Annotated in this window: 21 protein-coding genes; 17 read left to right on the top strand and 4 right to left on the bottom strand. The window is 33.2% G+C overall.

Annotation, left to right across the window (positions count from 1 at the left end; genetic code table 11):
• Positions 1–3 precede the first annotated feature (3 nt).
• The 5 genes from C1X07_RS02530 (at position 4) to C1X07_RS02510 (ending at position 6,832) form a co-directional block, all read left to right on the top strand.
• The gene (locus C1X07_RS02530; RefSeq protein ID WP_103068392.1) at positions 4–819 is read left to right on the top strand and encodes a prohibitin family protein; all 816 of its coding nucleotides are present in this window, start codon (positions 4–6) and stop codon (positions 817–819) included.
• Between the two features lie 135 nt (positions 820–954).
• Positions 955–1,434 (top strand): MarR family winged helix-turn-helix transcriptional regulator, encoded by a 480-nt coding sequence (locus tag C1X07_RS02525; RefSeq protein WP_103068391.1) that lies wholly within the window; start codon positions 955–957, stop codon positions 1,432–1,434.
• A gap of 8 nt (positions 1,435–1,442) precedes the next feature.
• Positions 1,443–1,913 (top strand): OsmC family protein, encoded by a 471-nt coding sequence (locus C1X07_RS02520; protein ID WP_103068390.1) that lies wholly within the window; start codon positions 1,443–1,445, stop codon positions 1,911–1,913.
• A 54-nt stretch (positions 1,914–1,967) separates the two neighbouring features.
• Positions 1,968–2,888 (top strand): GNAT family N-acetyltransferase, encoded by a 921-nt coding sequence (locus C1X07_RS02515; protein WP_103068774.1) that lies wholly within the window; start codon positions 1,968–1,970, stop codon positions 2,886–2,888.
• A 134-nt stretch (positions 2,889–3,022) separates the two neighbouring features.
• Positions 3,023–6,832 carry a fibronectin type III domain-containing protein gene (locus C1X07_RS02510; protein WP_103068389.1) on the top strand — a complete coding sequence of 1,270 codons (3,810 nt, stop codon included), beginning with the start codon at positions 3,023–3,025 and terminating at the stop codon, positions 6,830–6,832.
• A gap of 367 nt (positions 6,833–7,199) precedes the next feature.
• Here the strand turns inward: C1X07_RS02510 and C1X07_RS02505 are convergent, their stop codons facing one another.
• Both C1X07_RS02505 and C1X07_RS02500 read right to left on the bottom strand, forming a co-directional pair.
• Positions 7,200–7,709: a hypothetical protein gene (locus C1X07_RS02505; RefSeq protein WP_103068388.1), complete on the bottom strand. Its 510-nt coding sequence runs from the start codon at positions 7,707–7,709 to the stop codon at positions 7,200–7,202.
• A gap of 13 nt (positions 7,710–7,722) precedes the next feature.
• Positions 7,723–8,649 (bottom strand): OmpA family protein, encoded by a 927-nt coding sequence (locus C1X07_RS02500; protein ID WP_103068387.1) that lies wholly within the window; start codon positions 8,647–8,649, stop codon positions 7,723–7,725.
• A 343-nt stretch (positions 8,650–8,992) separates the two neighbouring features.
• Between C1X07_RS02500 and hisG the strand changes: the two genes are divergently transcribed.
• The 12 genes from hisG (at position 8,993) to rpsA (ending at position 24,286) form a co-directional block, all read left to right on the top strand.
• On the top strand, positions 8,993–9,850 hold the full coding sequence (gene hisG / locus C1X07_RS02495) for an ATP phosphoribosyltransferase (protein ID WP_103068386.1): 858 nt from the start codon (positions 8,993–8,995) through the stop codon (positions 9,848–9,850).
• 42 nt (positions 9,851–9,892) lie between these two features.
• Positions 9,893–11,176, top strand: coding sequence for a histidinol dehydrogenase (hisD, locus tag C1X07_RS02490; RefSeq protein ID WP_103068385.1), 1,284 nt, complete (start codon positions 9,893–9,895; stop codon positions 11,174–11,176).
• Between the two features lie 51 nt (positions 11,177–11,227).
• Entirely contained in the window at positions 11,228–12,286 is a 1,059-nt protein-coding gene (gene hisC / locus C1X07_RS02485; RefSeq protein WP_103068384.1) for a histidinol-phosphate transaminase, read from the top strand.
• A gap of 107 nt (positions 12,287–12,393) precedes the next feature.
• Positions 12,394–13,530 (top strand): bifunctional histidinol-phosphatase/imidazoleglycerol-phosphate dehydratase HisB, encoded by a 1,137-nt coding sequence (gene hisB / locus C1X07_RS02480; RefSeq protein WP_103068383.1) that lies wholly within the window; start codon positions 12,394–12,396, stop codon positions 13,528–13,530.
• A 72-nt stretch (positions 13,531–13,602) separates the two neighbouring features.
• A complete protein-coding gene (gene hisH / locus C1X07_RS02475; RefSeq protein WP_103068382.1) occupies positions 13,603–14,184 on the top strand; it encodes an imidazole glycerol phosphate synthase subunit HisH in 582 nt (193 codons plus the stop codon).
• The gene (gene hisA / locus C1X07_RS02470) at positions 14,181–14,909 is read left to right on the top strand and encodes a 1-(5-phosphoribosyl)-5-[(5-phosphoribosylamino)methylideneamino]imidazole-4-carboxamide isomerase (RefSeq protein ID WP_103068381.1); all 729 of its coding nucleotides are present in this window, start codon (positions 14,181–14,183) and stop codon (positions 14,907–14,909) included. Before hisH ends, hisA begins: the two co-directional genes overlap by 4 nt.
• A gap of 52 nt (positions 14,910–14,961) precedes the next feature.
• A complete protein-coding gene (hisF, locus tag C1X07_RS02465; RefSeq protein ID WP_103068380.1) occupies positions 14,962–15,717 on the top strand; it encodes an imidazole glycerol phosphate synthase subunit HisF in 756 nt (251 codons plus the stop codon).
• Positions 15,718–15,779: 62 nt separating this feature from the next.
• A complete protein-coding gene (gene hisIE, locus C1X07_RS02460) occupies positions 15,780–16,376 on the top strand; it encodes a bifunctional phosphoribosyl-AMP cyclohydrolase/phosphoribosyl-ATP diphosphatase HisIE (RefSeq protein WP_103068379.1) in 597 nt (198 codons plus the stop codon).
• A 109-nt stretch (positions 16,377–16,485) separates the two neighbouring features.
• Positions 16,486–19,269, top strand: a complete 2,784-nt coding sequence (locus C1X07_RS02455; RefSeq protein ID WP_241507174.1) for a gliding motility-associated C-terminal domain-containing protein — start codon at positions 16,486–16,488, stop codon at positions 19,267–19,269.
• 4 nt (positions 19,270–19,273) lie between these two features.
• Complete coding sequence (locus C1X07_RS02450; protein WP_103068378.1) at positions 19,274–20,191, top strand: PorP/SprF family type IX secretion system membrane protein; 918 nt, start codon at positions 19,274–19,276, stop codon at positions 20,189–20,191.
• Positions 20,192–22,291 (top strand): OmpA family protein, encoded by a 2,100-nt coding sequence (locus tag C1X07_RS02445; RefSeq protein WP_103068377.1) that lies wholly within the window; start codon positions 20,192–20,194, stop codon positions 22,289–22,291.
• A 174-nt stretch (positions 22,292–22,465) separates the two neighbouring features.
• Positions 22,466–24,286, top strand: coding sequence for a 30S ribosomal protein S1 (gene rpsA, locus C1X07_RS02440; RefSeq protein WP_103068772.1), 1,821 nt, complete (start codon positions 22,466–22,468; stop codon positions 24,284–24,286).
• A gap of 102 nt (positions 24,287–24,388) precedes the next feature.
• Here rpsA and C1X07_RS02435 read toward each other — a convergent pair whose 3' ends face one another.
• Both C1X07_RS02435 and C1X07_RS02430 read right to left on the bottom strand, forming a co-directional pair.
• Entirely contained in the window at positions 24,389–24,745 is a 357-nt protein-coding gene (locus C1X07_RS02435; RefSeq protein WP_103068376.1) for a DUF779 domain-containing protein, read from the bottom strand.
• A 67-nt stretch (positions 24,746–24,812) separates the two neighbouring features.
• Positions 24,813–26,312, bottom strand: a complete 1,500-nt coding sequence (locus tag C1X07_RS02430; RefSeq protein WP_103068375.1) for an aldehyde dehydrogenase family protein — start codon at positions 26,310–26,312, stop codon at positions 24,813–24,815.
• Positions 26,313–26,673: the final 361 nt, after the last annotated feature.

Genomic DNA, 26,673 nt, shown 5'->3' with positions numbered 1-26,673 from the left:
ATTATGGAAAAATTACCAAAAATAGGATTGCCTATTTTAATTATTATTGTTTTAACAATTGTTTTTATTTCAAAATCAACAGAAACTATTGGTTCAGGAGAAGCTGGCGTATTATATAAAACATTTGGAGGAGGAGTAGTAACTGATAGCCCACCTCTGGGAGAAGGTTTTCATTTAGTTGCTCCATGGAATAAAGTTATCGTTTATGAAGTACGACAACAAGAAGTTTTTGAAAAAATGCAAGTATTATCTTCTAATGGATTAGAAATCAAATTAGATGCTTCTGCATGGTTTCAGCCAGACTATGCTAAGTTAGGATTATTACATCAGCAAAAAGGAGAAAATTATGTAGCACGAGTTTTATTACCAACGATACGATCTGCCGCGCGTAGTGTAGTAGGAAGATATACTCCCGAACAACTATACTCTAGTAAAAGAGATGCAATCCAAAAGGAAATTTTTGAAGAAACAAAGAAAATAGTAGGGGATCAATTTATTCAATTAAATGAGGTCCTTGTACGTGATGTAACATTACCTCCAACGATTAAGGAAGCAATAGAACGTAAGTTAAAACAAGAACAAGAAGCTTTGGAATATGAATTTAGATTAGAAAAGGCTAAAAAAGAAGCAGAAAGACAAAAGATTGATGCAGAAGGTAAGGCTGTAGCCAATCAAATTTTAAGTGCGTCGTTGACAGATAAAATACTAAAAGAAAAAGGAATTGAAGCTACGTTGCAATTGGCTAAATCACCAAACACTAAAGTTGTAGTTGTAGGATCTGGTGGTGATGGTTTACCGCTTATTTTAGGAAATCAGTAAAAGAGAATTATACTATCAAAATTACTATATATTGGCGCTTTCGGGCGCCAATTTTTTTTGGATGATAATTTAGATATTAAAAAAGCGCAGCTAGCTGCGCTTTTTTAATATCTTTGTGTCTAAGATTGTAATCATATGACAGAAGATATAGTAAACGAATTGGGTTTTATGGCTTTAGGAACGCGTTTAAAAAGAATTAGTGATAGAATGAATCATAGCTCTAGGATGATGTATAAAAAACTAAATATTGATTTTGAGCCAAATTGGTATTTGATTTTGTTAGTAGTAGAAAAAAAGCCAGGAACTTCTGTTATGGAAATTGCAGCTAGCTTAGGTTTTGCACATCAAACAATTATGGTAATGACAAATAAAATGGTTAAAAAAGAATATTTACAAGTTTCTAAAGATGATAAAGACAGACGAAAAACAATTTTTCATTTAACAGAAAAAGCTAGTGAAATCTTGCCACAAATTAAACAGATATGGGAGGTCGGCAAAAAAGTGATTTATGAACTATTAGAAGAAGATCTAACTATAATAAAACATATACAAGTATTAGAACAAAACCTTGAAGAATTATCCTTTGGAGATAGAATAGTAAATAAATTAAAATAGCAATTAAAATGAAGCAACATCAATATAGCGCAACAATTAAATGGACAGGAAACAAAGGAAGCGGAACTGCAAACTACAAATCATACACAAGAGATCATTCAATTTTTGTAGATGAGAAATATAAAGAAATACTAGCTTCATCCGATCCTTCATTTTTAGGTGATAAAACAAAATACAATCCCGAAGACTTATTTCTTTCTTCACTTTCGGCATGTCATATGCTATGGTATCTTCATTTATGTTCTGTCCATAATATAATTGTAACAGATTATGTTGATAATGCTACAGGAGTAATGGAAGAGTCGACAAACGGTAGTGGAAAATTTAAATCGGTAACCTTAAATCCAATCGTCACTATAGAAAAACAAGAGATGATAGAAAAAGCAAAAGAAATACATTCTGAAGCAAATAAAATGTGTTTCATTGCTAACTCATGTAATTTTAAGATAAAGCATGATCCAAAAATCATAACAAAATAATTCTATTATTTGGCAAACAAAAAGAAAACAAATTATATAAATACCAATAGAAGTATGCAAACAAAAACAATACTTGAAACAGAAAGATTAAGCCTAAGGGAGTTTAATCTTGAAGATTCCGAGTTTATTTTGAAACTGGTAAATTCACCCAAATGGTTGGAGTTTATAGGAGATAGAAATGTTACAACAAAAGAAGAAGCAAGAGCGTTTTTAAAAAATGGAGCGATAAAAAGTTATAGTGAAAATGGATTTGGATTTTGGATGGTTCAATTAAAGAATGACAAACTACCCATTGGAATGTGTGGATTGGTAAAGCGAGAAACATTGGATGATATAGATATAGGATTTGCAATGCTTCCACAATATTTGGGATTAGGATATGGATACGAAATTGCTAATGCAACAATGAACTATGCAAAAAACATTTTAAAAATCGATAAAATCTTGGGGATAACAGATACCAATAACATTGCATCAATTAACCTCTTGAATAAGATAGGACTTCGTTTTGTGAAAACTTTAAAACTGTCAGAAAATGACACTGTTTTACTTTTTTCGAATGTAAAGAATAAGAATGATGAAAATAAAATTAATGAATTGACAGCCAGTTTTTTTGATGTATTTACAAATACCAACGGGAGAATTCCTAATGTAGAAGGAATTACTGAAATGTTTATTTCTGATGGAATGATTATTAATAATACAACAGGCACACCCGAGATTTACAGCATAAAACAATTTCTTGCATCAAGAAAAGAAATCCTTAGTAATGGTAGCCTTACTAATTTTAGAGAAGCTGAAATTTGGTTCAAAACAAATATCTATGGTAATATTGCACAACGATTCTGTCTGTACGAAAAATCTGGTAAACTAAATGATAAAGAATTCGAGTCAAGAGGAATAAAAACATTTCAATTTATTAAAGTTAATCAAGAGTGGAAAATATCCTCGTTAGCCTGGAATGATGAGATATAGTAGATTTTAATTTTTGGGTAGTACGGTTGCAATATTGGTAATATAATCCCTAATTTATTGACATTTAGTCGATTAAATTTGGTATTTCACCGTAGTTTTATTACTTTTAAACCGTAACCCCAAAATTTACTGCAATGAATAAAACTACAATTTACTCGATTTTATTGAGTATTGGGTTGATTACAATTTTGGTATTTGTAATTGACTCTTCTAAAAAACAACATGTAGAAAACGTAAACCAAACGGAGATTTCTGATCTACGAGATCAGCACAATTCTTATCTAAAAAACAGTCCTTTTACAGAAACTTTAAAACTTTCTAAATCAGAACGAAAAGCAAAAGGGCTTCCACCAAACAAATATTTTGAGCAAATGTGGGAATTAACAATGAACCCTGCTACTGGTAAAACAGAACCTCAAAATATTTATGAATTACAAAAACAACTTAAATCTGCAAAAAGAGCCCCTGGTGATGCTGCCGATAATCCTTGGGAAGAAAGAGGACCAAATGATGTTGGTGGTCGTACAAGAGCCATTTTATTTGATCCTAATGATACAACTAATAAGCGAGTGTATGCTGGTGGTGTTAGTGGTGGACTATGGGTAAATAATGATATTACATCTGCTACATCACAGTGGAGTAGAGTACAAAACGTACCTGGAAATCTTTCTATAACTTCAATAACCGTAGATCCGAGAAATTCAAATACTTGGTATGTTGGTACTGGAGAACAATATACAGCCGGAGCAGTTGTTGGTAATGGTGTATACCGATCCCTAGATGGTGGAAACAGTTGGCAAGCTGTAAATATACCGGCTGCTGGAGGAGGAAACATTGTAACTAATGGAGGTAATTTGTTCCTTTCGGGACTTTTTCATGTTAATGATATTTTAGCTTGGAATAATACCGCACAAAACCGTACAGAGCTATTTGTTGGTGTTGGAGCTCATGTATACGGAGATGCAGCTTCTCCATATAATTGGTTGGGACTTCAAACTGCAGGATTGTATCATTCTATAGATGGTGGTACAAACTGGAATAGAATTGAATCTGCTAATATGAGATACGAATATCAAAGTAATCAATATTATTTCATTCCTAATGATCTCGAAATAGGAGCAGATAATAAACTATGGATGGGAACAATAAATTCTGGTTTAGGACAAGGTGGAGGACGCGTTTTTAGCAGCCAGAATGGTAGCTTATGGACAGAGGCAGCAGCTTCACCTCTAAATGATTCTGATAGAGTAGAGTTAGAACCTTCAACAAGTAATGCTAATAAAATATATGCATTAACACAAGGTATTACAGAACCAGTACATATCTATAAATCTTTAGACGGTTTTGCTACTGCTCCAACTGCTACGGCACTTCCAAACGATGCTGATAATGGTATGCCAGCAAACGATTTTACCAGAGGGCAGGCGTTTTATGATTTAATGATCGAATCTGATCCTAATAATGATAATATTGTTTATGTAGGAGGGATTAACCTTTTCAGATCCACAAATAGTGGAAGTGGATGGAGTCAGATTTCTAAATGGTCAAATAATCCAGGACTTGATCAGTTATCCGTATCCATTGTACATGCTGATCAGCATGCTATGACATTTAGACCTGGAAATTCAAATCAGGCAATTTTTGGAAATGATGGAGGAATATTCTATGCGAGTAATCTCTCTGCAGCTTCAACAAGTAGTGTGTTTGGTGCCAGAGTTAACAATTATAATGTAACGCAATATGTAAAAGCGGGAATTGGTCCTAATGGTGTTGGTGATGTAAATGGTATTTTTTCGGCTGGAGCTCAGGATAATGGTACTCAGGCTTTTAGAAATACAGTGCAAGGTATTAATGGGTCAGAGCAATTAACTGGTGGTGATGGTTTCTATACTTTTATAGATAAAGATGGTGAGTATATGATTGCTACGTATACGCATAATGTTATTTATAGGTTTAATTTGCCATGGGATGGTTTAAGTAGAATAAACGGAGGAGCAACAACTCTTGTGTATGATACATCTACAGGAGATTTTGTAAACCAAATGGGATATGATAGTGATGCTAATATTTTATTGTCTAATGCGTCAACTTCGTCAAGTTTTGTAATTAAAACTACAGATGTAGCAGCAAATAGCAATGCAGATATAACAAATGCTTCATTGACCAGTAAACCAACTGCTTTTGTACCATCACCTTTTGCCAATAATACATGGTATGTTGGTACTGCTACAGGTGGTTTAATAAAACTTACCAATGTAGGTGTTGGAGCCGCTACCTGGACTAGCATTAACACACCTTTTGTAGGTTCTGTTTCCTCTGTTAGGTTAGGGGCTACTGCAAATGATATCATGGTTACCATTCATAATTATGGTGTAACCAGTGTATGGTATTCATCTGATGCAGGTACTAATTGGGTAAGTAAAGAAGGAAACCTTCCTGATATTCCAGTAAGAGATATTTTACAAAATCCTTTGGATGCATCCGAAGTTATTGTAGCTACTCAATTGGGAGTTTGGGTTTCAAAGAATTTTAATGCAACCAATCCTAGTTGGACTCAATCTCAAAATGGAATGAGTGATGCTAGTGTAACCTCATTTGATTATTGGGCTATAAATGGAGATCATACTAATAATAAGATTATAGCCTCTACATATGGTCGTGGTGTATTTACAGGGTCATTTACATCAAATACAACTGATCCTTGTACAGGAGTAGCTGCTTATGACGCTAATGTAACATATCAAGTAGGAGATAGAGTGACGTTTCAGGGAGATCTGTATGAAGTAAATTCTACTGGAGCATGGGATAATCTTGGACCATGTGGAGCCGTAGGAGGAGATACTCAAGCACCTACTATACCAGCTAACTTAGTTGCTTCTAACGTTGCGTCGACTACATTGACTTTGTCTTGGACTGCTTCTACTGATGATGTAGGTGTTACTGGATACGATGTTTATCAAGGAAATACAATTATTGGTACTACAGCAAGTACGACCATGGCAATAGAATCATTAACAGCCTCTACAGCATATCAATTCAAAGTAAAAGCAAAAGATGCAGCAGGAAATGTATCTGGGTTTAGTAATACGGTAAATATTACCACATCTGCACCTGCTCCAGCAGACCCATGTGCAGGAGTAGCTGCCTATGATTCTAATTTGACATACCAAGTTGGTGATAGAGTGGTTTTTCAGGGAGATCTATATGAAGTGAATCCAACTGGTGGATGGGACAATCTTGGTCCATGTGGAGCAGCAACAGGAGATACACAAGCACCTACTATACCCGCTAATGTATCTGCATCCAATGTTGCAGAAACTACATTAACTTTGTCTTGGGTAGCCTCTACAGATAATGTAGTTGTTACTGGCTACGATATATATATGGGAAATACCAATATTGGATCAACAGCAGGTACATCTAGTAATATTAATACATTGACGGCAAATACTACCTACCAATTTAGAATAAAGGCAAAAGATGCTGCAGGAAATGAATCTGGATTTAGTAGTACTTTTAATGTAACCACAGCAGCAGCTGATCCATGTGCGGGGGTTGCTCCATATGATGCTAATGTAGCATATCAAGTAGGTGATAAAGTAACATATCAAGGAAGTTTATACGAAAACACATCGACAGGATGGACAAATATAGGAACTTGTGGTGCGGCAGCTACATCCATAAACCCTGCTTGGAATGCTTATCTAATAGAGACTCCAGAATCGCATAGTGTTTATCCAAATCCTGTAAAAGATATTATGTATTTCACTACAAGTACATTGTCTACCATGCATTATAAAATAATGAATATAAGTGGACAAGTTATGAGTACGGGAGTTGTTTACAATAATAAAGTAGATTTACAAAACCTGGCTAAAGGAATATACATTTTAGAACTTAATATTGACAATAATAGGACAGTAGAACAATTTGTTAAAGAATAATATTTTTCAAAATGGTTATTTTTAAAAGAGGCTGTCTTAATTGACAGTCTTTTTTTTTTAGAGTTTTTATTTTGTAACATATTGTTTTGCAGCCTGTCATAAACGAAGTTGCTATTCTTTTCATAGTGTCATTACTAAATTTGAATAATCTCGACACAAATCTTGAGTGTCTTTATATGTTCACGAAGATTTTATTCTTAAAACTTTTAACGATGTTTAAATAAAAAAGGACAAGAATTAATTAATGGAAGAATAAGGTATTAAGCAACCTGTATATGTATTTTTCAATAACCTATAAAAAAGGCTGAATTACAAGTTAGAAAAAACAGATACTTCAGCCTTTTTTATAGAAAATGATTAGTGAATATTATTTGTTTTTAAGCTTTTTGGCTTGTTTTGTCCATTTATCTCTTTCGATTCTACCAGGGAAAAATTGAATTAAGGCAGTTACAGTATCTATATCTTCCGTCGTAAACTTACTTATTTGATCAAATGTATAAATACCTATACTATTTAATTTTTCTTCTATAAAAGGACCAACTCCACTTATCAATTTTAAATCATCTTTTTGCGAAGCATCTGCTTTTCCGAAACTATCAAAATTTAATTTTGGTTTTTCAGTTTCCTTTGTAACCAACATTCCTCCGGCATCACGGGTTTTAATAGCTCTAATTTCATTGCTTGGATTAGAGAATGTAGTATTTGCTTTTTTGTTGCTTGCATTCTTCAACAAGGTTTTTTCTCTTTCACAATCATCTAGTGCTTTTTTATATTTATTCTTAAGTGATCTTTTTGATAATATCCATCCTAACAAAAACGCAAGGAATAATAACAATAATAAGCACCACCAATTTGCTTCATTTAAAAAATCTAACATAGTTGTAATATTTTTAGTTTACGGTTATTTCTATTCTTCTGTTTTTTGCCCTGTTTTCATCGCTATCATTAGGAACAATTGGGCTAGATTCTCCTTTAGATAAAGCAGTAAGTTTATCTTTTGTAATGCCTTGAGCGATTAGATAATCTCTAACATTATTTGCTCTTTGCTTACCATACCACAGATTCGCTTCTTCATCACCAATATTGTCGGTATGTCCAATAATTTTCACCAATTTATCGGGGTATTTATTAAGGTAATTTTTTAATTCTAAAGTGTAATTGGATAAAGTAGCATCAGGTTGAAATGTTTTTTGTCCAAACTCAGAATACAATATTCGGGTAGCAATACTTTTTTCTACTTCAACTAATCTGGATTCGTTTAAAGTATCAAAATTTAATAGTATTCCGCCAGTATAACTTCCATCATCAGAGTATGAGTAATCGTGTAATTTGGTTTTGGTAACAATTCGATTAGGATTAACCCCTGCGTCAACCAAAATACTCTTCATATAATTTGCTCTCGCGATTCCTAGATGAACACTATCTTGTTGTTGCTCAGAATTATTTTCAAAACCGTGAATAATCAATTCCTGATCTTGATATTTTCCTAAGTAGTCCGCCACTTGTTTCTCAAAACCTTCTAATGAGCTAGGAATAAATACATCTCCGTTGGCTTTATTGATTTTAATATCTTCGATATATCTAAATACATCTTGATTTTGTGGTCCTTTGGCAAAGAATCCGACTGTTTTATTAGCTGCAGCAACGCTATCGTCGTATGCCTTTTTTGCTAATAACTCAGCTTCAGAGTCCTGTTTTTGATCTACTACAATTACATTTTCATCGGTGTCTGTAGAACACCAATCACAAGAATAATACCACCATATCGCTAGCCAGGCAAATAGCAGAAAAATGAGAAATGAGATTAAGTTTTTCATAAGTTGTTGATTAGTATTGGTTTTTTAAAGTTATAAAAATGTTTATAATCAACCTATTGCAGCATATAAATTCTATAAATTAAATCATAGAAAAAAGATGAATCGCAAAAAAATAAGTTTAAATGCTTTTGGTAAGAATTATTTTTCATAAATTCGCACTGTAATAAAAAAATAATGAATACTATATTTATACATCATCATCATTCTTACATTTTCGCTCAGGCGTGGTAGGTATGGTATGTGTATAACACAATAATATAAAAACCCGTTTGAGTAATTCAAACGGGTTTTCTGTTTTTTGCAAAACACGTTTTTGAATTGGTCAGACACAACAAAAAAAATCATGTCAAAAATCAAAATTGCAATCCAAAAAAACGGACGTCTTAATGAAGACTCGGTCAAAATATTAAAAGACTGTGGTATTTCAATTGATAATGGGAAAGATCAACTAAAAGCCCAAACCCGTAATTTTCCTATGGAAGTTATGTTTTTGCGTAATGGGGATATACCTCAATACCTTAGAGATGGTATTGTAGATATAGCTATCATAGGTGAAAATGTACTTATAGAAAAGGGAAAAGATATTTCAATAGCCGAGCGTCTTAATTTCTCAAAATGTAAAGTTTCTTTAGCTGTTCCTAAAGATTTTGAATATAATTCAATTGATGACCTTAACGGAAAGAGGATTGCAACTTCATATCCTAATACAGTTAATAATTATTTGGATAAAAAAGGTATTTCTGCAGAATTACACCAAATATCTGGCTCGGTAGAGATTGCACCAAATATTGGTTTGGCAGATGCGATTTGCGATATAGTATCTAGTGGAAGTACTTTGTTTAAAAACAACCTTAAAGAAGTAGAAGTAATGCTTACCTCTGAAGCAGTTTTGGCCGTATCTCCAAAAATATCACAGAGCAATATTAACCTTCTAGAAAAATTACAATTTAGAATCAAGGCGGTATTAAAAGCCCGAAACTCTAAATATGTTTTACTAAATGCCCCAAATGACAAAATAAAGGATATAGTAAAAATATTACCTGGAATGAGAAGCCCAACAGTTTTGCCTTTGGCTGAAGAAGGTTGGAGTTCTATCCATACGGTAGTAGAGAAAAATAAGTTTTGGGATATTCTTGATGAGTTAAAAGCAGAAGGTGCAGAAGGAATCTTGGTTTGCCCGATTGAAAAGATGGTTTTATAATATTTTAAATTACTAATACTAGTTTAAAAAAAATAAGGAGTAATGCAGAAAATATACAACCCTAATAAAAAGGACTGGTCCCAGATATTAAAAAGACCAACGCAAACTGTTGCAGATATAGAAAAAACGGTATTAACTGTTTTTGAAGAGATCAAAGAAAATGGAGATAGCGCTATTAATAGATATACTCAGAGATTCGACAATGTAAATCTAAGTACCATAATGGTGTCCTCTCAGGAGATAGAGGAAGCAAAAAAAATGGTAAGTGATGAACTTAAAGAATCGATATTGTTAGCCAAATCAAATATAAAAGCATTTCATGCTGCCCAAAAAACAGGCACGGTATCAGTTGAAACCAATAATGGGGTACAATGTTGGCAGGAAAAACGACCGATTCAAAAGGTTGGTTTATATATTCCAGGAGGTACAGCACCTTTGTTTTCAACTATTTTAATGTTAACCATTCCAGCTAATCTAGCAGGATGTAAAGAAATAGTACTATGCTCACCTCCAAATCAAGAAGGAAAAATACACCCTGCGATACTTTATACTGCAGATCTATGCGGAGTAACCAAAATATGTAAAGTAGGAGGGATACAGGCAATTGCAGGAATGACTTTTGGCACAGAGACCATTCCTCAGGTCTATAAAATATTTGGTCCGGGAAATCAATTTGTAACTGTAGCAAAGCAATTGGCAACTAAATTTGGTGTGGCTATTGATATGCCGGCAGGACCAAGTGAGTTATTAGTGGTTGCAGATGATACGGCCAAAGTACCTTTTGTAGCTTCAGATTTATTAAGTCAGGCAGAACATGGCAAGGATAGTCAGGTTATTTTGATTAGTACTTCAGAAAAACTTATAGAAGAAGTAGAGGCAGAAGTTATAAAACAATGTAATAAACTACCAAGAAAAGAAATAGCCGAAGCCGCTATAGCAAATTCGAAATTGATTTATGTGCAAAATGACCAAGAAGCAATAGCGCTAATCAACGAATACGGTCCAGAACATTTTATTGTGTGTATGGATAATGAAGATTTTTATATTGATAATATACTTAATGCGGGGTCTGTATTTATAGGAAACTATACACCCGAAAGCGCTGGAGATTATGCCTCTGGTACAAATCACACCTTACCAACAAATGGATATGCAAAGCAGTACAGCGGAGTAAATTTAGATAGTTTTATGAAGTCAATGACATTTCAGAAAATATCAAAAGAAGGTATTCTGAATATTGGAAATGCTATTGAAATTATGGCAGAAGCAGAAGGATTGCAAGCACATAAAAATGCAGTAACATTAAGATTAGAAAGCTTGAAATAACAATATAAAGTAATAGAACTATTAAATTTCAAAAATAATAACCAACTAAAAATGAATAAAATAAAATTTGATATAAAACAAGTAGTTCGTAAGAATGTATTGCACCTAAAACCATATAGTTCTGCTAGAGATGAGTTTACTGATTTTAATAGGGATATGATTTTTTTGGATGCTAATGAGAACCCTAATGAGAATGGTGTCAATAGATATCCCGATCCACAACAGAGGAACCTTAAAACTGTATTAGCAAATCAAAAAAAGGTTTCTGAAAAAAACATACTTCTGGGAAATGGAAGTGATGAGGTATTGGATTTGATTTTTAGAGCGTTTTGCGAACCTGCTGTGGATAATATCATTACATTACCTCCTACATATGGGATGTATAAGGTCTTGGCAAATATTAATAATATAGAAGAGCAAGAAGTACAACTGAATAACAATTTTCAACCAGATATAGAATCAATCTTTGCTCATGTAAATGAGAATACAAAAATACTCTTTATTTGTTCGCCTAATAACCCTTCGGGAAATCTGGTTGATCCGCAATCTATTGGGTATATATTAGAATATTTTACGGGAGTGGTAGTGATTGATGAAGCTTATATTGATTTTGCAGATGATAAAAGCTGGGTCAATAGCCTTAGCAAATATACTAACCTTATAGTAACCCAAACATTATCCAAAGCTTATGGTTTAGCAGGGGTTCGATTAGGAATTTGTTATGCTTCTGAAGAGATTATAGATGTTTTAAATAAAATAAAACCACCATACAATATTAATGAATTAACACAGAAGAGAGCTTTAGAGAGAATTGTAGAGGAAGATATAATAAAGAAAGAAATAGATACGATATTAAAAGAACGAACTAGGCTAAAGGAAACTTTATCTACTATACATTTTGTTAAAGAAATATTTCATAGTGATGCAAATTTCATTTTGGTAAGAGTGGATGATGCCAATAAGAGATATGATCAATTAATTAGTAAAGGTATAGTTGTTCGTAACAGAAGTACACAACCGCTATGTGAGAATACACTCAGATTTACGGTAGGAACCAAAGAAGAAAATGAAAAATTAATAAACACATTGGTATTAATTTCAAAGAACTAGTTTTCCTCTTTATGATACTGCCGATAGAAGTAAAATATGGTTAGAATAGCAACATTAGTAATTTTAAAAAAGGCTCTCCAAATTATAATTGAGACCACCACCACACAATGAAAAAGAAAGTACTATTTATAGATCGTGACGGAACGATTATTAAAGAAACAGCAGACGAGCAAATTGATGCATTTGAAAAAATGATATTTTATCCTAAAGCTTTTACATATTTAGGAAAAATTGCTCAGGAACTGGACTATGAACTCGTGATGATCACAAATCAGGATGGTTTGGGAACAGATGTATTTCCAGAAGAAACCTTTTGGCCAGTGCATAATTTTATAATAAATTCTTTTGAAAATGAAGGAGTTGTATTTGATAAGGTGTTCTTAGATAGAACCTTTCCTCATGAAAATGCAAATACTAGAAAGCCAGGAACTGGACTATTAACAGAGTATTTTTCCGATGATTATGATCTTACCAATTCTTTTGTGATCGGTGATCGGTTAACAGATATGGAGTTAGCCAAAAACCTTGGTGCAAAAGGTATTTTTATAAATGATAACACTAATTTGGGAACGGGAGAAATTACTATAAAAAGAGAAGAATTAGAAGCACATATTGCATTAGAAAATAATGATTGGCAGAAAATATATGAATTTTTAAAACTAAAAGATCGAGTTGCCGAAATTTCAAGAAAAACTAATGAAACAGACATTTTTATTAAATTAAATCTGGATGGCACAGGAAAAAGTAATATCAATACTGGATTAGAGTTTTTTGATCATATGCTGGATCAGATTGCACGTCATGGGCAGATGAACCTCGATATTAAAGTAACCGGTGATTTAGAAGTTGATGAACATCATACTATAGAGGATACGGCCATTGCACTAGGAGAAGTATTTAGTAAAGCTTTGGGTACTAAGTTGGGGATAGAACGTTATGGTTTTTGTTTACCAATGGATGATTGTTTGGCACAGGTAGCTATAGATTTTGGTGGGCGTAATTGGTTAGTATGGGATGCAGAATTTAATCGAGAAATGATTGGTAAAATGCCAACAGAGATGTTTTTTCATTTCTTTAAATCTTTTACAGATGGTGCAAAAGCAAACCTGAATATAAAAGCTGAAGGAACAAATGAACATCATAAGATTGAAGCAATTTTTAAAGCTTTTGCAAAAGCAATAAAAGTAGCAGTCAGGCAAGATCCTGAGAAAATGATATTACCAAGTACCAAGGGGATGTTATAATCAATTACAAATTACGATTGATGATTATGAGTTTAAAATCATATATCTGAAGTCCTAAAATCAAAAAAAATAGTGAAAATTGTAATTATTAATTACGGAGCAGGAAATATTCAATCTATAAAATTTGCAATAGAAAGAATGGGTTATCAAGCTATATTGAGTGATAACCCAGAAGAAATAAAAACAGCAGATAAGGTAATATTTCCAGGAGTAGGAGAGGCGAGTAGTGCAATGCAAAAACTCAAAATTTCTGGACTAGATAAGCTTGTTCCTATACTGAAACAGCCTGTTTTAGGAATTTGCTTGGGGATGCAATTAATGTGTAACCGAACAGAAGAAGGTAATACAAAAGGCTTGGGGATTTTTGATGTTGATGTTATACGATTTAATAACAATGTAAAAGTACCACAAATTGGGTGGAACCAGATAGACTCTCTTAATTCGCCTCTTTTTACAGAGGTTGATGAAAATGAATACATCTATTTAGTCCATAGTTATTATGCCCCGGTTATAGAGGATACTGTTGCACAAACGTACTATGGTATAAAGTATAGTACAGCTTTACAAAAAGATAATTTTTACGGAACCCAGTTTCACCCAGAGAAAAGTAGTGTGATTGGAGAAAAAATACTTAAAAACTTCTTAGAACTATGAGAATAATACCAGCTATAGATATTATTGATAAAAAATGTGTACGGCTTTCTAAAGGAGACTACGACACCAAGAAAATATATAACGAAAATCCATTAGAAGTAGCCAAAGAATTTGAGGCACATGGGATTGAGTATTTACATCTGGTAGATCTCGATGGAGCAAAGTCTAAACATATTGTCAATTATAAGGTTTTGGAGCAAATTGCCTCTAAAACAACTCTAAAAATTGATTTTGGTGGAGGGTTAAAAACAGGCGAAGATCTTAGAATTGCCTTTGAAAGTGGGGCACACCAAGTTACAGGAGGAAGTATTGCTGTAAAGAATCCGGATATTTTTAGATCTTGGATTAAAAAGAATGGATCAGATAAAATTATTCTTGGTGCCGATGCTAATAACGAAAAGATAGCAGTAAGCGGATGGCAAGAAGAGAGCGATAAAGATTTAATTCCGTTTATTAAGGAATATCAAAAAGAAGGCGTTAGTTATGTGATCTGCACAGATATTAGTAAAGACGGAATGTTACAGGGTCCTTCTTTTGAGCTATATAAAAGAATTATCAATGAAACGAATGATATTAAACTAATAGCATCTGGTGGTATTTCTACCTTTGATGAATTACCAAGATTAGCAGAAATTGGATGTGAAGGTACCATTATCGGAAAGGCAATTTATGAAAACAGAATTAGTTTAAAGCAATTGGAAAATTACATTCTTTCAAAAGTATAGAAAAGAAAACCAGAAGAGAATCAATGTTTAAAATTTAATAAAAAAATTGATTATGCTTACAAAAAGAATAATACCCTGTTTGGATATCAAAAATGGGAGAACAGTGAAAGGAGTTAATTTTGTAGACCTTCGTGATGCAGGAGATCCTGTTGAACTTGCAGATGCATATTCAAAAGCAGGAGCAGATGAGCTAGTGTTTCTGGATATCTCTGCGACAGAAGAAAGACGAAAAACCTTGGCAGATTTGGTGCTTAAAGTAGCAGCAAAAATAAATATTCCATTTACAGTAGGAGGAGGAATTTCATCTGTTGAGGATGTAGATGTTTTACTACAAAATGGTGCGGATAAAGTGTCCATAAACTCCTCGGCAGTAAAAAATCCACAATTAATTAATGATTTGGTAGGTAAATTTGGCTCTCAATGTATTACTGTGGCTATAGATGCAAAACAGATAGATGGAAATTGGATAGTACACCTAGTAGGAGGTAAAGTGCCTACAGAATTAAATTTGTTTGATTGGGCAAAAGAAGTCGAAGAACGTGGAGCCGGTGAAATCCTTTTTACTTCAATGGATAATGACGGGACAAAAGATGGGTTTGCAAATAAATCGCTATCCAGGCTATCCCAAGAGTTAAATATTCCCATAATAGCATCTGGAGGAGCAGGAAACATGCAGCACTTTGTAGATACTTTTAAAGAAGGGAAGGCAGATGCTGCATTGGCTGCAAGTGTGTTTCATTTTAAAGAAATAGAAATTAAAGATTTAAAACATGAATTAAGAAATAATCAAATTCCCGTACGATTATAAACTATAAATCGAGTCATCGATAACCTTAATTTAGGAATGACCGAAGAAATTTTAGAAAAGATATGAAAATAAACTTCAATAAAAATGGAGATGGGCTTGTACCTGCCATTATTCAGGACGCATTAACAAAAAATGTTTTAATGCTAGGGTATATGAATCAAGAGGCTTATAATAAGACAGTTGAGACAAAAAATGTTACTTTTTTTAGTCGCACAAAAAAAAGATTATGGACAAAAGGAGAAGAAAGCGGTAACATTTTGTCGGTTGTAGACATTAACAATGACTGTGACAATGATGCCCTATTGATAAAGGTTACTCCGGCAGGACCAACTTGTCATACAGGAACGGATACTTGTTGGAAAGAAGACAACAAGCAATCTTATGGATTTTTATCAGATTTGGAAGAAATAATTAAAAACAGAAAAGAAAACCAAAATGATGAGAATTCATATGTCGCATCATTGTTTAGGAAAGGAATGAATAAAATTGCCCAAAAGGTAGGAGAAGAGGCAGTAGAAGTAGTAATTGAAGCTAAGGATGATAACGAAGAATTGTTTTTGAATGAAAGTGCTGATTTACTATTTCATTATTTGATACTCCTACAGGCAAAAGGATATACATTAGATAACATTGTTAGTGTACTAAAGAAAAGACATTGATTCGTAATATTTGGCTATGTTTTTTTGTGAATCCTTAATCTATTAGCGATTTTAGATACATTAATTATGAATATACTATATTTGCGGAACCCGAAAAAACCTATAAATTTTGAAACCTATAGCCAAACTATTACCTTACTTTTTCCTATTACTAATTTGTCAAATTTCCTATTCTCAGTGTAATTTAGGGCTTATCACCATAGAAAAATGTGATATAGAGAATATTGATTTTGATGGTATTAATGGTCCAGATGGGATAATTAACTTATATACAGAAACTAGTACTACGCCCGCAGATGGTACATGGAACATAGCTCCTCAATTTAATGCAGCATTTGATGATGTTACTGGTAATCTAGCCATGTGGGAGTTGAAAAAAGCAACTACAATTGCTACTCAAAATGATTATTTTTTTGAACTTAAGAATGCTACCTGTGGTGATATACCAGTAAGAACTGCTAGATTGATTTTGGGACCATATTCTGGTGTGGCACTTCCTCCTTCAGGACCACTTAATGTAAATGCGCAAGGCTGTGATCTTGATGGTTTTGATTTGTTTAGTGCTTTTGCGTTGGATGGTAACACACCATCACCCCACTCTAATGGAGAGTGGACGTATAATGGATCAAGTTCTAGTTTTATAGAGATTTCTGGATCTAAACTTATTGTAGAAATACCATATCAACCAGGGCAGCCTCTTGTTGATCAGGAAGTTTTTGAATTAATATATACTGTACCAGGTGTTTTAGGGTGTTCTACTGCGCAACAAACTACAGTGAGAATTGCTATGGTAAGACAGGTGGATTCTGGAGAGCCTGTTTTAACAGAGATTTGTGAAGATGATATTTTAGCAGGTAATTATGATACAGATATAGATCTAACAGACGATCAATATTTAGAAGGTGAAGATACCGAAGGAATTTGGTTGCATAGTTTAGATCCTACAGGAGAAATAGAGGATGAACAAGATTCTATGATTAACCTAAGAACTATCTATGATAATCTAATTGATAATGGTAATAATTTGAGGTTTGGATGCGAGACTTATGACTTTGTTTATGCTGTAGAACAGCGATCAGCTGTATGTAGTGATAAGGAATCTACAATAAGTTTTACTTTATATGAGCAATTAAGGCCGTTTAGTCAACCTAACCCACCTCCTCAAATTTGTGCAAATGATACTGCTAATGGGCTGAGGTTATTTGACCTATTAGAGTTTACCACAGAAGGAAGTTTTGATTTCATATATACTAATGATAATTATGTTAATTGGAAATTTATTTCTGGACCCTCACCCACATCTGGAGACTTAGGATTACCCACAAAACCATCAGTATTAAGTGCTTTTCCTTACTGGTTTTACCTTGGTCAAATAAACACTTTGGGAGCAGAACCAGGAACCTATGTATATGAATATGCAGTAAGTCCAAAAATAAATTGTCCTGCTCCATTTGAGATTTGTGACCCATATGCAACACCTACGGATCAATTTTATTGTGAACATCCATGTAATATTATGACAGCACGAGTCGAAATTGAAATATTGGCTTTTGATTACGCAGGAGAGGATACTACAGGTATTGACCTTTGTGAATCAGCAGGGCAGGTAGATCTTATAAGTTTATTAGAAACCAATGGAATTGATACTATCGTAACGACTGGAGTATGGACTAATATGGCAGGAGATGTGATCAATAATACATTTGTTTTTCCTAATAGTGATACTTCACAAACGTTTACTTTTACGTATACTACCAACAGTAGTGATGGATGTACAGAAACATCTGATTTAACATTTACAATTCATAAACAGCCTAGTGCAGGAGATGACATAAGCACTACATTATGTTCGGATAATTTAACCATAACGCTCTTTGATCTTTTAGGAGGATCTCCCGATACAACAGGAACATGGACTGGTCCTTTTGGGTATACCTCTCCAGATCATTTGGGTGTTTTTGATACCAGCGATACAAACTTACCTGTTTTAGGAGAAGGAGTATATACATATACAACACCAGCTAACCCGGGCTGTGGAACCTTAGATTTGGCAACGGTAACTATTGCAATAGTGAGCCCTGTAGAAATTGGAAATGATAGAAGTGAAACTTTTTGTAAAATTGATGGTCGGGTGAACTTATACTCACTTTTAGATAGAGATACCCCACGCACCGGAGTTTTTGAAGATACAGATAATACGGGTGTTTTAAGTACAGATGGAGTAGTAGAATTTGAAACATTAACAAATAATATCTATAACTTTAGATATGTAATAACAAATACACAACCATGTGATCAATCTTCATTATTTGTGTCAATACAAATAATAGACTTACCAATTCCAGATGTACCAGCTCAGGAGTTTTGTATTCTTGATGCTAAGCGATTAGATGACATTGAAGTTGATGTGCTAAACTATAATTGGTATACTACGCTAGAGAGTGAAACTCCAATTATTGATAATCCTTTACTTTTTGATAATCAAATATATTATATCGCTACAGTAGATGCAGATAATTGTGAATCTGAACGTTTGGAAGTTCTGATTAATATATTAAATACTGGAGAAAGATTTGCTAACGGAGAATTGTGCACTCTTGATTTTCAGGATGGAGTTTCTCCTAATGGTGATCAACAAAATGATACATTTGATTTATTAATAGAAGAGGTATATAACATACCAGAGGCATTTCCTGATTTTGATCTAAAAATATACAATCGATATGGTAGCCTTGTCTATGAAGGTAATGTCAATACTGAAGAGTTTAGAGGAGAAAGTAATTTGTCAATACGATTAGGAGATGATCTTCCATCGGGGACATATTTTTATGTTTTTACTCCAAATTTTGAAAATAATTTACCAATTCAAGGAAGTTTTTACCTAAGCAGATAAACAAATGAAATTAAAATTAATTTTTACCTTAACTGTAGTTTTCTGCTCAATAATCTACGCTCAGCAGGAACCACAATACTCACAGTATATGTATAATATGAGTACAGTTAATCCAGCATATGCTACTGGTCAAAGTGGTTTGATTTCAACAGGTCTTTTATATAGAAAACAATGGACAGGTATTGAAGGCTCACCGCAAACGGCCAATGTATTTGCTAATATACCAATGAGCAATAAGATTGAACTTAGTGTTAATTATGTAAATGATAAAATAGGAGACGCTATTCCTGTAAACAATGATTATATTAATCTTGATTTTGCATACATCACAAGGCTTTCTGACGAGGCTAGATTGTCTTATGGGTTAAAAGCAGGGATAAATAATTTTAGGATAGACCCTTCGGGTTCTGATGTTGCTACGGATCCATCATTTGCAAACAATACATCTACAACAGAACTCAATATTGGAGCAGGATTATACTTGTTTACAAGTAATTTTTATGCAGGTATATCTTCTCCTAATTTGCTGCCAAGTGATGTGGATATTGATGGTATCGGTGTAGCACAAACAAAAACACATATTTATGGGATAGTTGGGTATGTTTTTGATTTTGTAGATAATATAAGATTGAAGCCTTCTATGGTTTTAAAGCAAGTTATAGATTCTCCTTTAACTTTTGACCTTTCTCTAAATTCATTGATATATGACAAATTTGAACTAGGGGTATCATATCGATATACAGATTCTTTTATTGCTTTGGCAGGTTTTAATATTACTCAAAACCTAAAAGTTGGATATTCTTACGATTTTAGTATTAGTGAATTAAGTGGCTATAATAATGGTAGTCATGAAATTGTGATACTATTTAATTTTGATCTTCTAAAGTTTAGTAACAAATATTCCTCTCCAAGATTTTTCTAGATGATAAAGACTAAAACAATATTACTTATAGCGATACTGATTGCACAGTTTACGTTTTCTCAAAAAAAGAGTAGGGCAGATCGATTTTTTGAAAAAGGAGATTATATTAATGCTGCAATACAATATGAAGAAGAGCTAAATCGAGAAGGGTATACAAAACCTATACTCAAAAATATAACAACTTCATATTATAACACATTTCAGTTTAGACAAGCCTACAGATATCTTAAAGTATTAACGTCTGGTAAATTCTATGAAACAGATAAAACTTATGATAATAAGTATAATTTTATGATGTATCAAGTGCTTTCTGCATTAGGGGAGTATGAAAAATCGGTTCAGTTTCTTTCACTATATAAAACAAATAATACGGTAAGAGATTTTAGTAAGTCAGATGCAATTGCTACCATAGAAGATTTTAGGCTAAAAGATGATGACTATACGATAAAAAGTGTTTCTTTTAATTCTGAAGCATCAGAATTCGGAGCTCTTAAAGTAGATAGTTTAATTTATTTTACGACAGATAGACACCCTAATGGCTTTTTGGATAAGAACTACAAGTGGACACATCGACCGTTTTTGGATATTTACAAAGTAAAAGTTGATGATGATAATAAACCAGTGTCGGATGTTGAAATCATCTCAAAAGAGATTAATTCAAAACTTCATGAAGGTAATTTTTGTTTTACACCTGATGGTAATACAATCTACATATCTAAGAGTAATTCTGAAAAAGGAAAAAAGAAGTTCGATAGTATAAACCATAATGCTATTCATCTGTATAAAGCTGATAAGGTTGACGGAAAATGGACAAAACCAGAAAAATTAGAGTTTAATGATATCAATTATTCTATAGAACACCCATCTTTGAGTGATGATGGAAGTAAATTATATTTTAGCTCTAATATGCCAGGAGGATATGGTGATTTTGATATATACTCTGTAGAAGTTAATCAAGATGGAACTTATGAAAAGCCTGTTAATCTAGGAGCAATTATTAATACCGAAAACAGAGAACAGTTTCCGTTTATATCAAAAGAGGGACATTTGTTTTTTTCATCAAATGGGCATCTAGGACTTGGTATGATGGATATTTTTGTTTCAGAACAGAAAGAACAAAGATTTACGAGACCTATCAATTTGGGAGCACCGATTAATTCGAGGTACGATGATTTTTCAATGACCTACTATACTAAAACTGACGGTTTTTTTGCTTCGAATCGTAAAAAAAACGGAGATGATATTTATAATTTTTCTCAGATAGGAGATATTTTCCCACGAGAATATAGAACACGTTTTGAAGTTAGAGATTTTGCAACAGATGACTACATTTCTAATTCTGAAGCTATTCTATATGATAATGGCAATGATATTGTTTATGAGAGCCAATTGGATTCTGTCGCTAGTTTTGATTTGAAATTGTATCCAGGGCGATATAATTTTAAAGCGCTAGCAGATGGATACAAGACAAGAACGAAGCCTCTATTAGTAAAAGAAAAAGATGAAGCGGTTTATGTGATTTACTTGGATAAAGCAAAAAAACAAAAAGAGGATATTGTGTCTACAGAAGATGATAATGATAAAAACAGAACAAGTGTTACCGATAGTATCAAAACAAAAGAACATACTAAAATTACAGAATCAAATATTACGAACAAAAAAGAAGAGATTAATAAAAATAGATTAAGAGAGATTCTTCTAGCTGATAAAGATGGACCACCAGTTATAGTAAAAAATGGTAAACTCTATTTTGATATGCCACCTATTTATTTTGATTATGATAAATGGAATATACGCGCTGATTCTAAAAAAGTGCTAGATAAATTGGCATTAAAACTAGAACGGTATAAGACTGTATATGTAAAGATAAGTTCTCATACAGATAGTAGGGGGACAGACTCTTATAATCAGGTTTTATCATCAAAAAGGGCAGAATCTACACGTAATTATCTTGCTCTGGTAGGGTATGTAAATGCAAGAAGAATGCAATTTATTGGATTTGGAGAGTCACAGCCTCTTATTGATTGTGATAGTAAGACATGCACCGAAGAGGATCACCAAACAAATCGTAGAAGTGAATTTGAAATAATTAAATATTAATTACTACAATTTAGGATATCCTATCTTTTGCTTTCTAATAAATTAAATTGTACTTTTGCACTCCTTTTTAGCGAATAAGAGAATTAAAAAGGACAGGTATAAACTATAATTAATACTTCTGTATAATTTTCGTGTTGATTCTCAGTAATGTACAGGATACAAAAATTATCTTCAATGTCTGAAGAAACAAAAAACACAGATGTTCAGGAAGTAGAGAAGCAAACAGTTGCTGAAACTCCACAACAAGCAAACCCTGAGCAATTTCTAAAAGATTTTAACTGGCACAACTACGAAGAAGGAATTGACCCTATCGCAGATTCTAAACTTGAAGAGTTTGAAAAGTTAGTTGCAGAGAATTTCGTAGATACTTTAAATGATGAAGTAGTAGACGGTACAGTGATTAATATTACTGATCGTGATGCTATTATCGACATTAATGCTAAAAGTGAGGGTGTTATCTCATTAAATGAGTTTAGATACAATCCAGATCTTAAAGTAGGAGACAAGGTAGAGGTTTTAATTGATGTACGTGAAGATGCTACAGGTCAATTAATTTTATCTCACCGTAAAGCTCGTGTGATCAAAGCATGGGATAGAGTAAATGGAGCACATGATACAGGTGAAATCGTAAACGGTTTTGTTAAGTGTAGAACTAAAGGAGGTATGATCGTTGATGTATTCGGTATCGAAGCATTCTTACCAGGTTCTCAAATTGATGTTAAACCAATTCGTGATTATGATGCATATGTAGGTAAGACAATGGAATTTAAAGTGGTAAAAATAAACCACGAATTCAAAAATGTTGTAGTATCACATAAAGCGCTTATCGAAGCTGATATCGAAGAGCAGAAAAAAGAAATTATCGGTCAATTAGAAAAAGGTCAAGTATTAGAAGGTACTGTTAAGAATGTTACTTCTTATGGTGTATTCGTTGATCTTGGAGGAGTTGATGGATTAGTTCATATCACTGACCTTTCTTGGTCAAGAATCAACCATCCAAATGAGATCGTTGAACTAGATCAGAAATTGAATGTTGTAATCTTAGACTTTGATGAGGCTAAGACTCGTATCCAATTAGGTCTTAAACAATTAAAACCTCACCCATGGGAAGCTCTTGATAAAGAACTAAAAGTAGGTGATAAGGTTAAAGGTAAGGTTGTTGTAATTGCTGATTACGGTGCATTTATCGAAGTAGAAGAAGGAGTAGAAGGATTAATTCACGTTTCTGAAATGTCTTGGTCTACACATTTACGTTCTGCACAAGATTTTGTAAAAGTTGGTGATCAGGTAGAGGCAGTTATTCTTACTCTAGATAGAGAAGAACGCAAAATGTCTCTTGGTATCAAGCAATTGACTCCGGATCCTTGGACTGATATTACTACTAAGTATCCTGTAGGATCTAAGCATAGTGGTATCGTTCGTAACTTCACTAACTTTGGTGTATTTGTAGAGTTAGAAGAAGGTATTGATGGATTAATTTATATTTCTGATCTTTCTTGGACTAAGAAAATTAAGCATCCTTCAGACTTTACTAATGTAGGAGATACTCTTGATGTTGTTGTTCTTGAGTTAGATGTAGAAGGACGTAAATTAAGTCTTGGTCATAAGCAAACTGAAGATAACCCTTGGGATAAGTATGAAGCTGAATTTGCTTTAGGAACTAAACATACTGCTACAATCGGTGAAATCGTTGATAAAGGAGCTACAATTGATTTTAATGAAGATATTGTTGCTTTTGTACCATCACGTCATCTTGAAAAAGAAGATGGTAGCAAATTGAAAAAAGGTGATGAGGCAGAATTCCAAATTATTGAATTCAATAAAGAATTCAAAAGAGTGGTAGCATCTCATACTGCTTTATTCAAAGAAGAAGAAGCTAAGATCGTTAAACAAGCTGCGAAGAAAGCTGCTAGTAATTCAGCAGAAAAAACAACGCTTGGAGATATTGATGCGTTAGCTGATCTTAAAGCTAAAATGGAAAAAGGAGGGAACTAGTTCTCAACATTTTTTATATAATAGAAAAGACCGTTCATCTGAACGGTCTTTTTTTTTTCAATTAAACTTTCATGCTTCTTTATCCATGAAAATTTTAGCACTTTATTTAGGATTAAAAAAAGAGTTTTCTTCTTCAGTAAATAGCCTTGATTTTGTATAAAACCTTAAGCCTAAAGGTATTTCTAGAGAAAAACTTGCTCCTCTTCCTTCTGTGATGTCAATTGTTAAATGCGTGTGCTTCCAATATTCAAACTGATCACGATTCATAAAAAATTCTACATCTTCTATTTTTCCTAAAAACACATCACTTTCATCCAGATACATCTCACTTTTTTGAAAGATCATAGGTGAAGAACCGTCACAACATCCACCGCTTTGATGAAAAATTAAATCACCGTATTGAGATTTTAATTGTTTAACTATTATGGAAGCTTTTTTTGTAATAGAAATTCGTTGCATAATACTTCATATTAGAAAGGGTCAAAGGTTCTTTGACCCATATAGTTATTGTATTACTATCATGATATTAAAAGAAACCAAGCTTATTTTTATCATAAGAAATTAGCATGTTTTTGGTTTGACGATAATGACTTAGCATCATAGCATGATTCTCTCTTCCAAAACCTGATTTTTTGTATCCACCAAATGGCGCATGGGCTGGATATGCATGATAACAATTTACCCAAACTCTACCAGCTTTTATTGCTCTTGGTATTTGATATAGTTGATGTGCATCTCTAGTCCAAACTCCAGCTCCTAGTCCATAAAGGGTATCGTTTGCTATTTCTATAGCTTCTGCTTCATTTTTAAATTTTGTGACACACAAAACAGGACCAAAAATTTCTTCTTGAAATATTCGCATCTTATTATGACCTTCTAAAATAGTGGGTTTTATATAATACCCATTGGATAAATCTCCATCCAATTTACAAGCTTCACCTCCTGTTAATATTTTGGCACCTTCCTGTACACCTATGTCAAAATAAGATTTTATTTTTTCATATTGATCATTAGAAGCTTGGGCACCTATCATCGTATTGGTGTCATATGGATTCCCTTGAACTATAGCTTCTGTTCTTGCGATAACACGTTCTATAAAACTATCATAAATATCTTCTTGTACCAGTAATCTAGATGGGCAGGTACAAACTTCTCCCTGATTAAAAGCAAATAGGACAGCGCCTTCTATAGCCTTATCCAAGAAATTATCATCCTCATCCATTACACTATTAAAGAAAATATTTGGAGATTTACCACCCAACTCCATTGTCACTGGATTCAGGTTTTTTGATGAATATTGCATAATTAATTGACCGGTGGTGGTTTCTCCAGTGAATGCAACCTTGTCAATTTTAGAATGTGAGGCTAGTGGCTTACCCGCCTCTGGTCCAAATCCATGTACAATATTGATAACACCTGGGGGAAACACGTCTGCTATTTTTTCTATTAGCAAGGTTGCAGATGAAGGTGTTTGTTCCGCAGGTTTAAGTACTACACAATTACCTGTAACAAGAGCAGGAGGTAATTTCCAGGACAACATCAATAGAGGGAAATTCCAAGGGATTATTTGACCAATGACACCTAATGGCTCTTTGATATTCATAGATAGTGTATTAGCATCCAATTCTGTTGCAGAACCTTCTTCTGCTCTAATACAGGCAGCAAAATATCGCCAGTGATCTATGCATAATGGGATATCTGCATTGATTGTTTCACGGATAGGCTTACCGTTATCACAAGTGTCTACTAATGCGAATTCTTCTAAATTGGCTTCAATGATATCTGCGACCTTATTTAGTAATGCTGCTCGTTCTGCTGCCGAGGTATTCTCCCAACCATTTTTGGCTGCATTTGCGGCTTCGACCGCCATATCGATATCCTCTTTTTTTGATCTTGGATACTTTGCAATAGAGCTACCATCAATTGGAGATGTGTTTTCAAAGTATTCACCATCTAGCGGGGCAACAAATTTCCCATTGATAAAGTTTTCATATTTTTCTTTAAATACTGGTTTTGAATAACTCATGATTGTTTGATTTTTGAGTATTAATAAATATTAGTTGCTATAAAGTATTATTGATTCTTTATTAGCAGAATTGATATGACATGAGTTTTACCGTTTTTGTTTTAACATCTTATAGATTAAAAATCAGTTTCGCTAATGAAATACCCTTGTTTTTTTGTTAATTACCTTAAGTAGTAATGTGATTTTGTTAATAAAAAACATACTTGTATAGGTATTTTGGAATTTTGTGGTTAAATAGTTATTAATTTCGTAATTCCAAATGGTAAAATTATCTTATAAAAGAATTACTTATTTGAACACTTCTCTAGAATGTTTGAACAATCCTGTCTAATGATTGTACATTTCTATTATTGACATGAAC

The sequence above is a fragment of the Aquimarina sediminis genome (assembly GCF_002895435.1).
GTDB lineage: Bacteria > Bacteroidota > Bacteroidia > Flavobacteriales > Flavobacteriaceae > Aquimarina > Aquimarina sediminis.
Note: the sequence above shows the minus strand (reverse complement) of the source record. Positions and strands in the feature narration are given on the sequence as shown.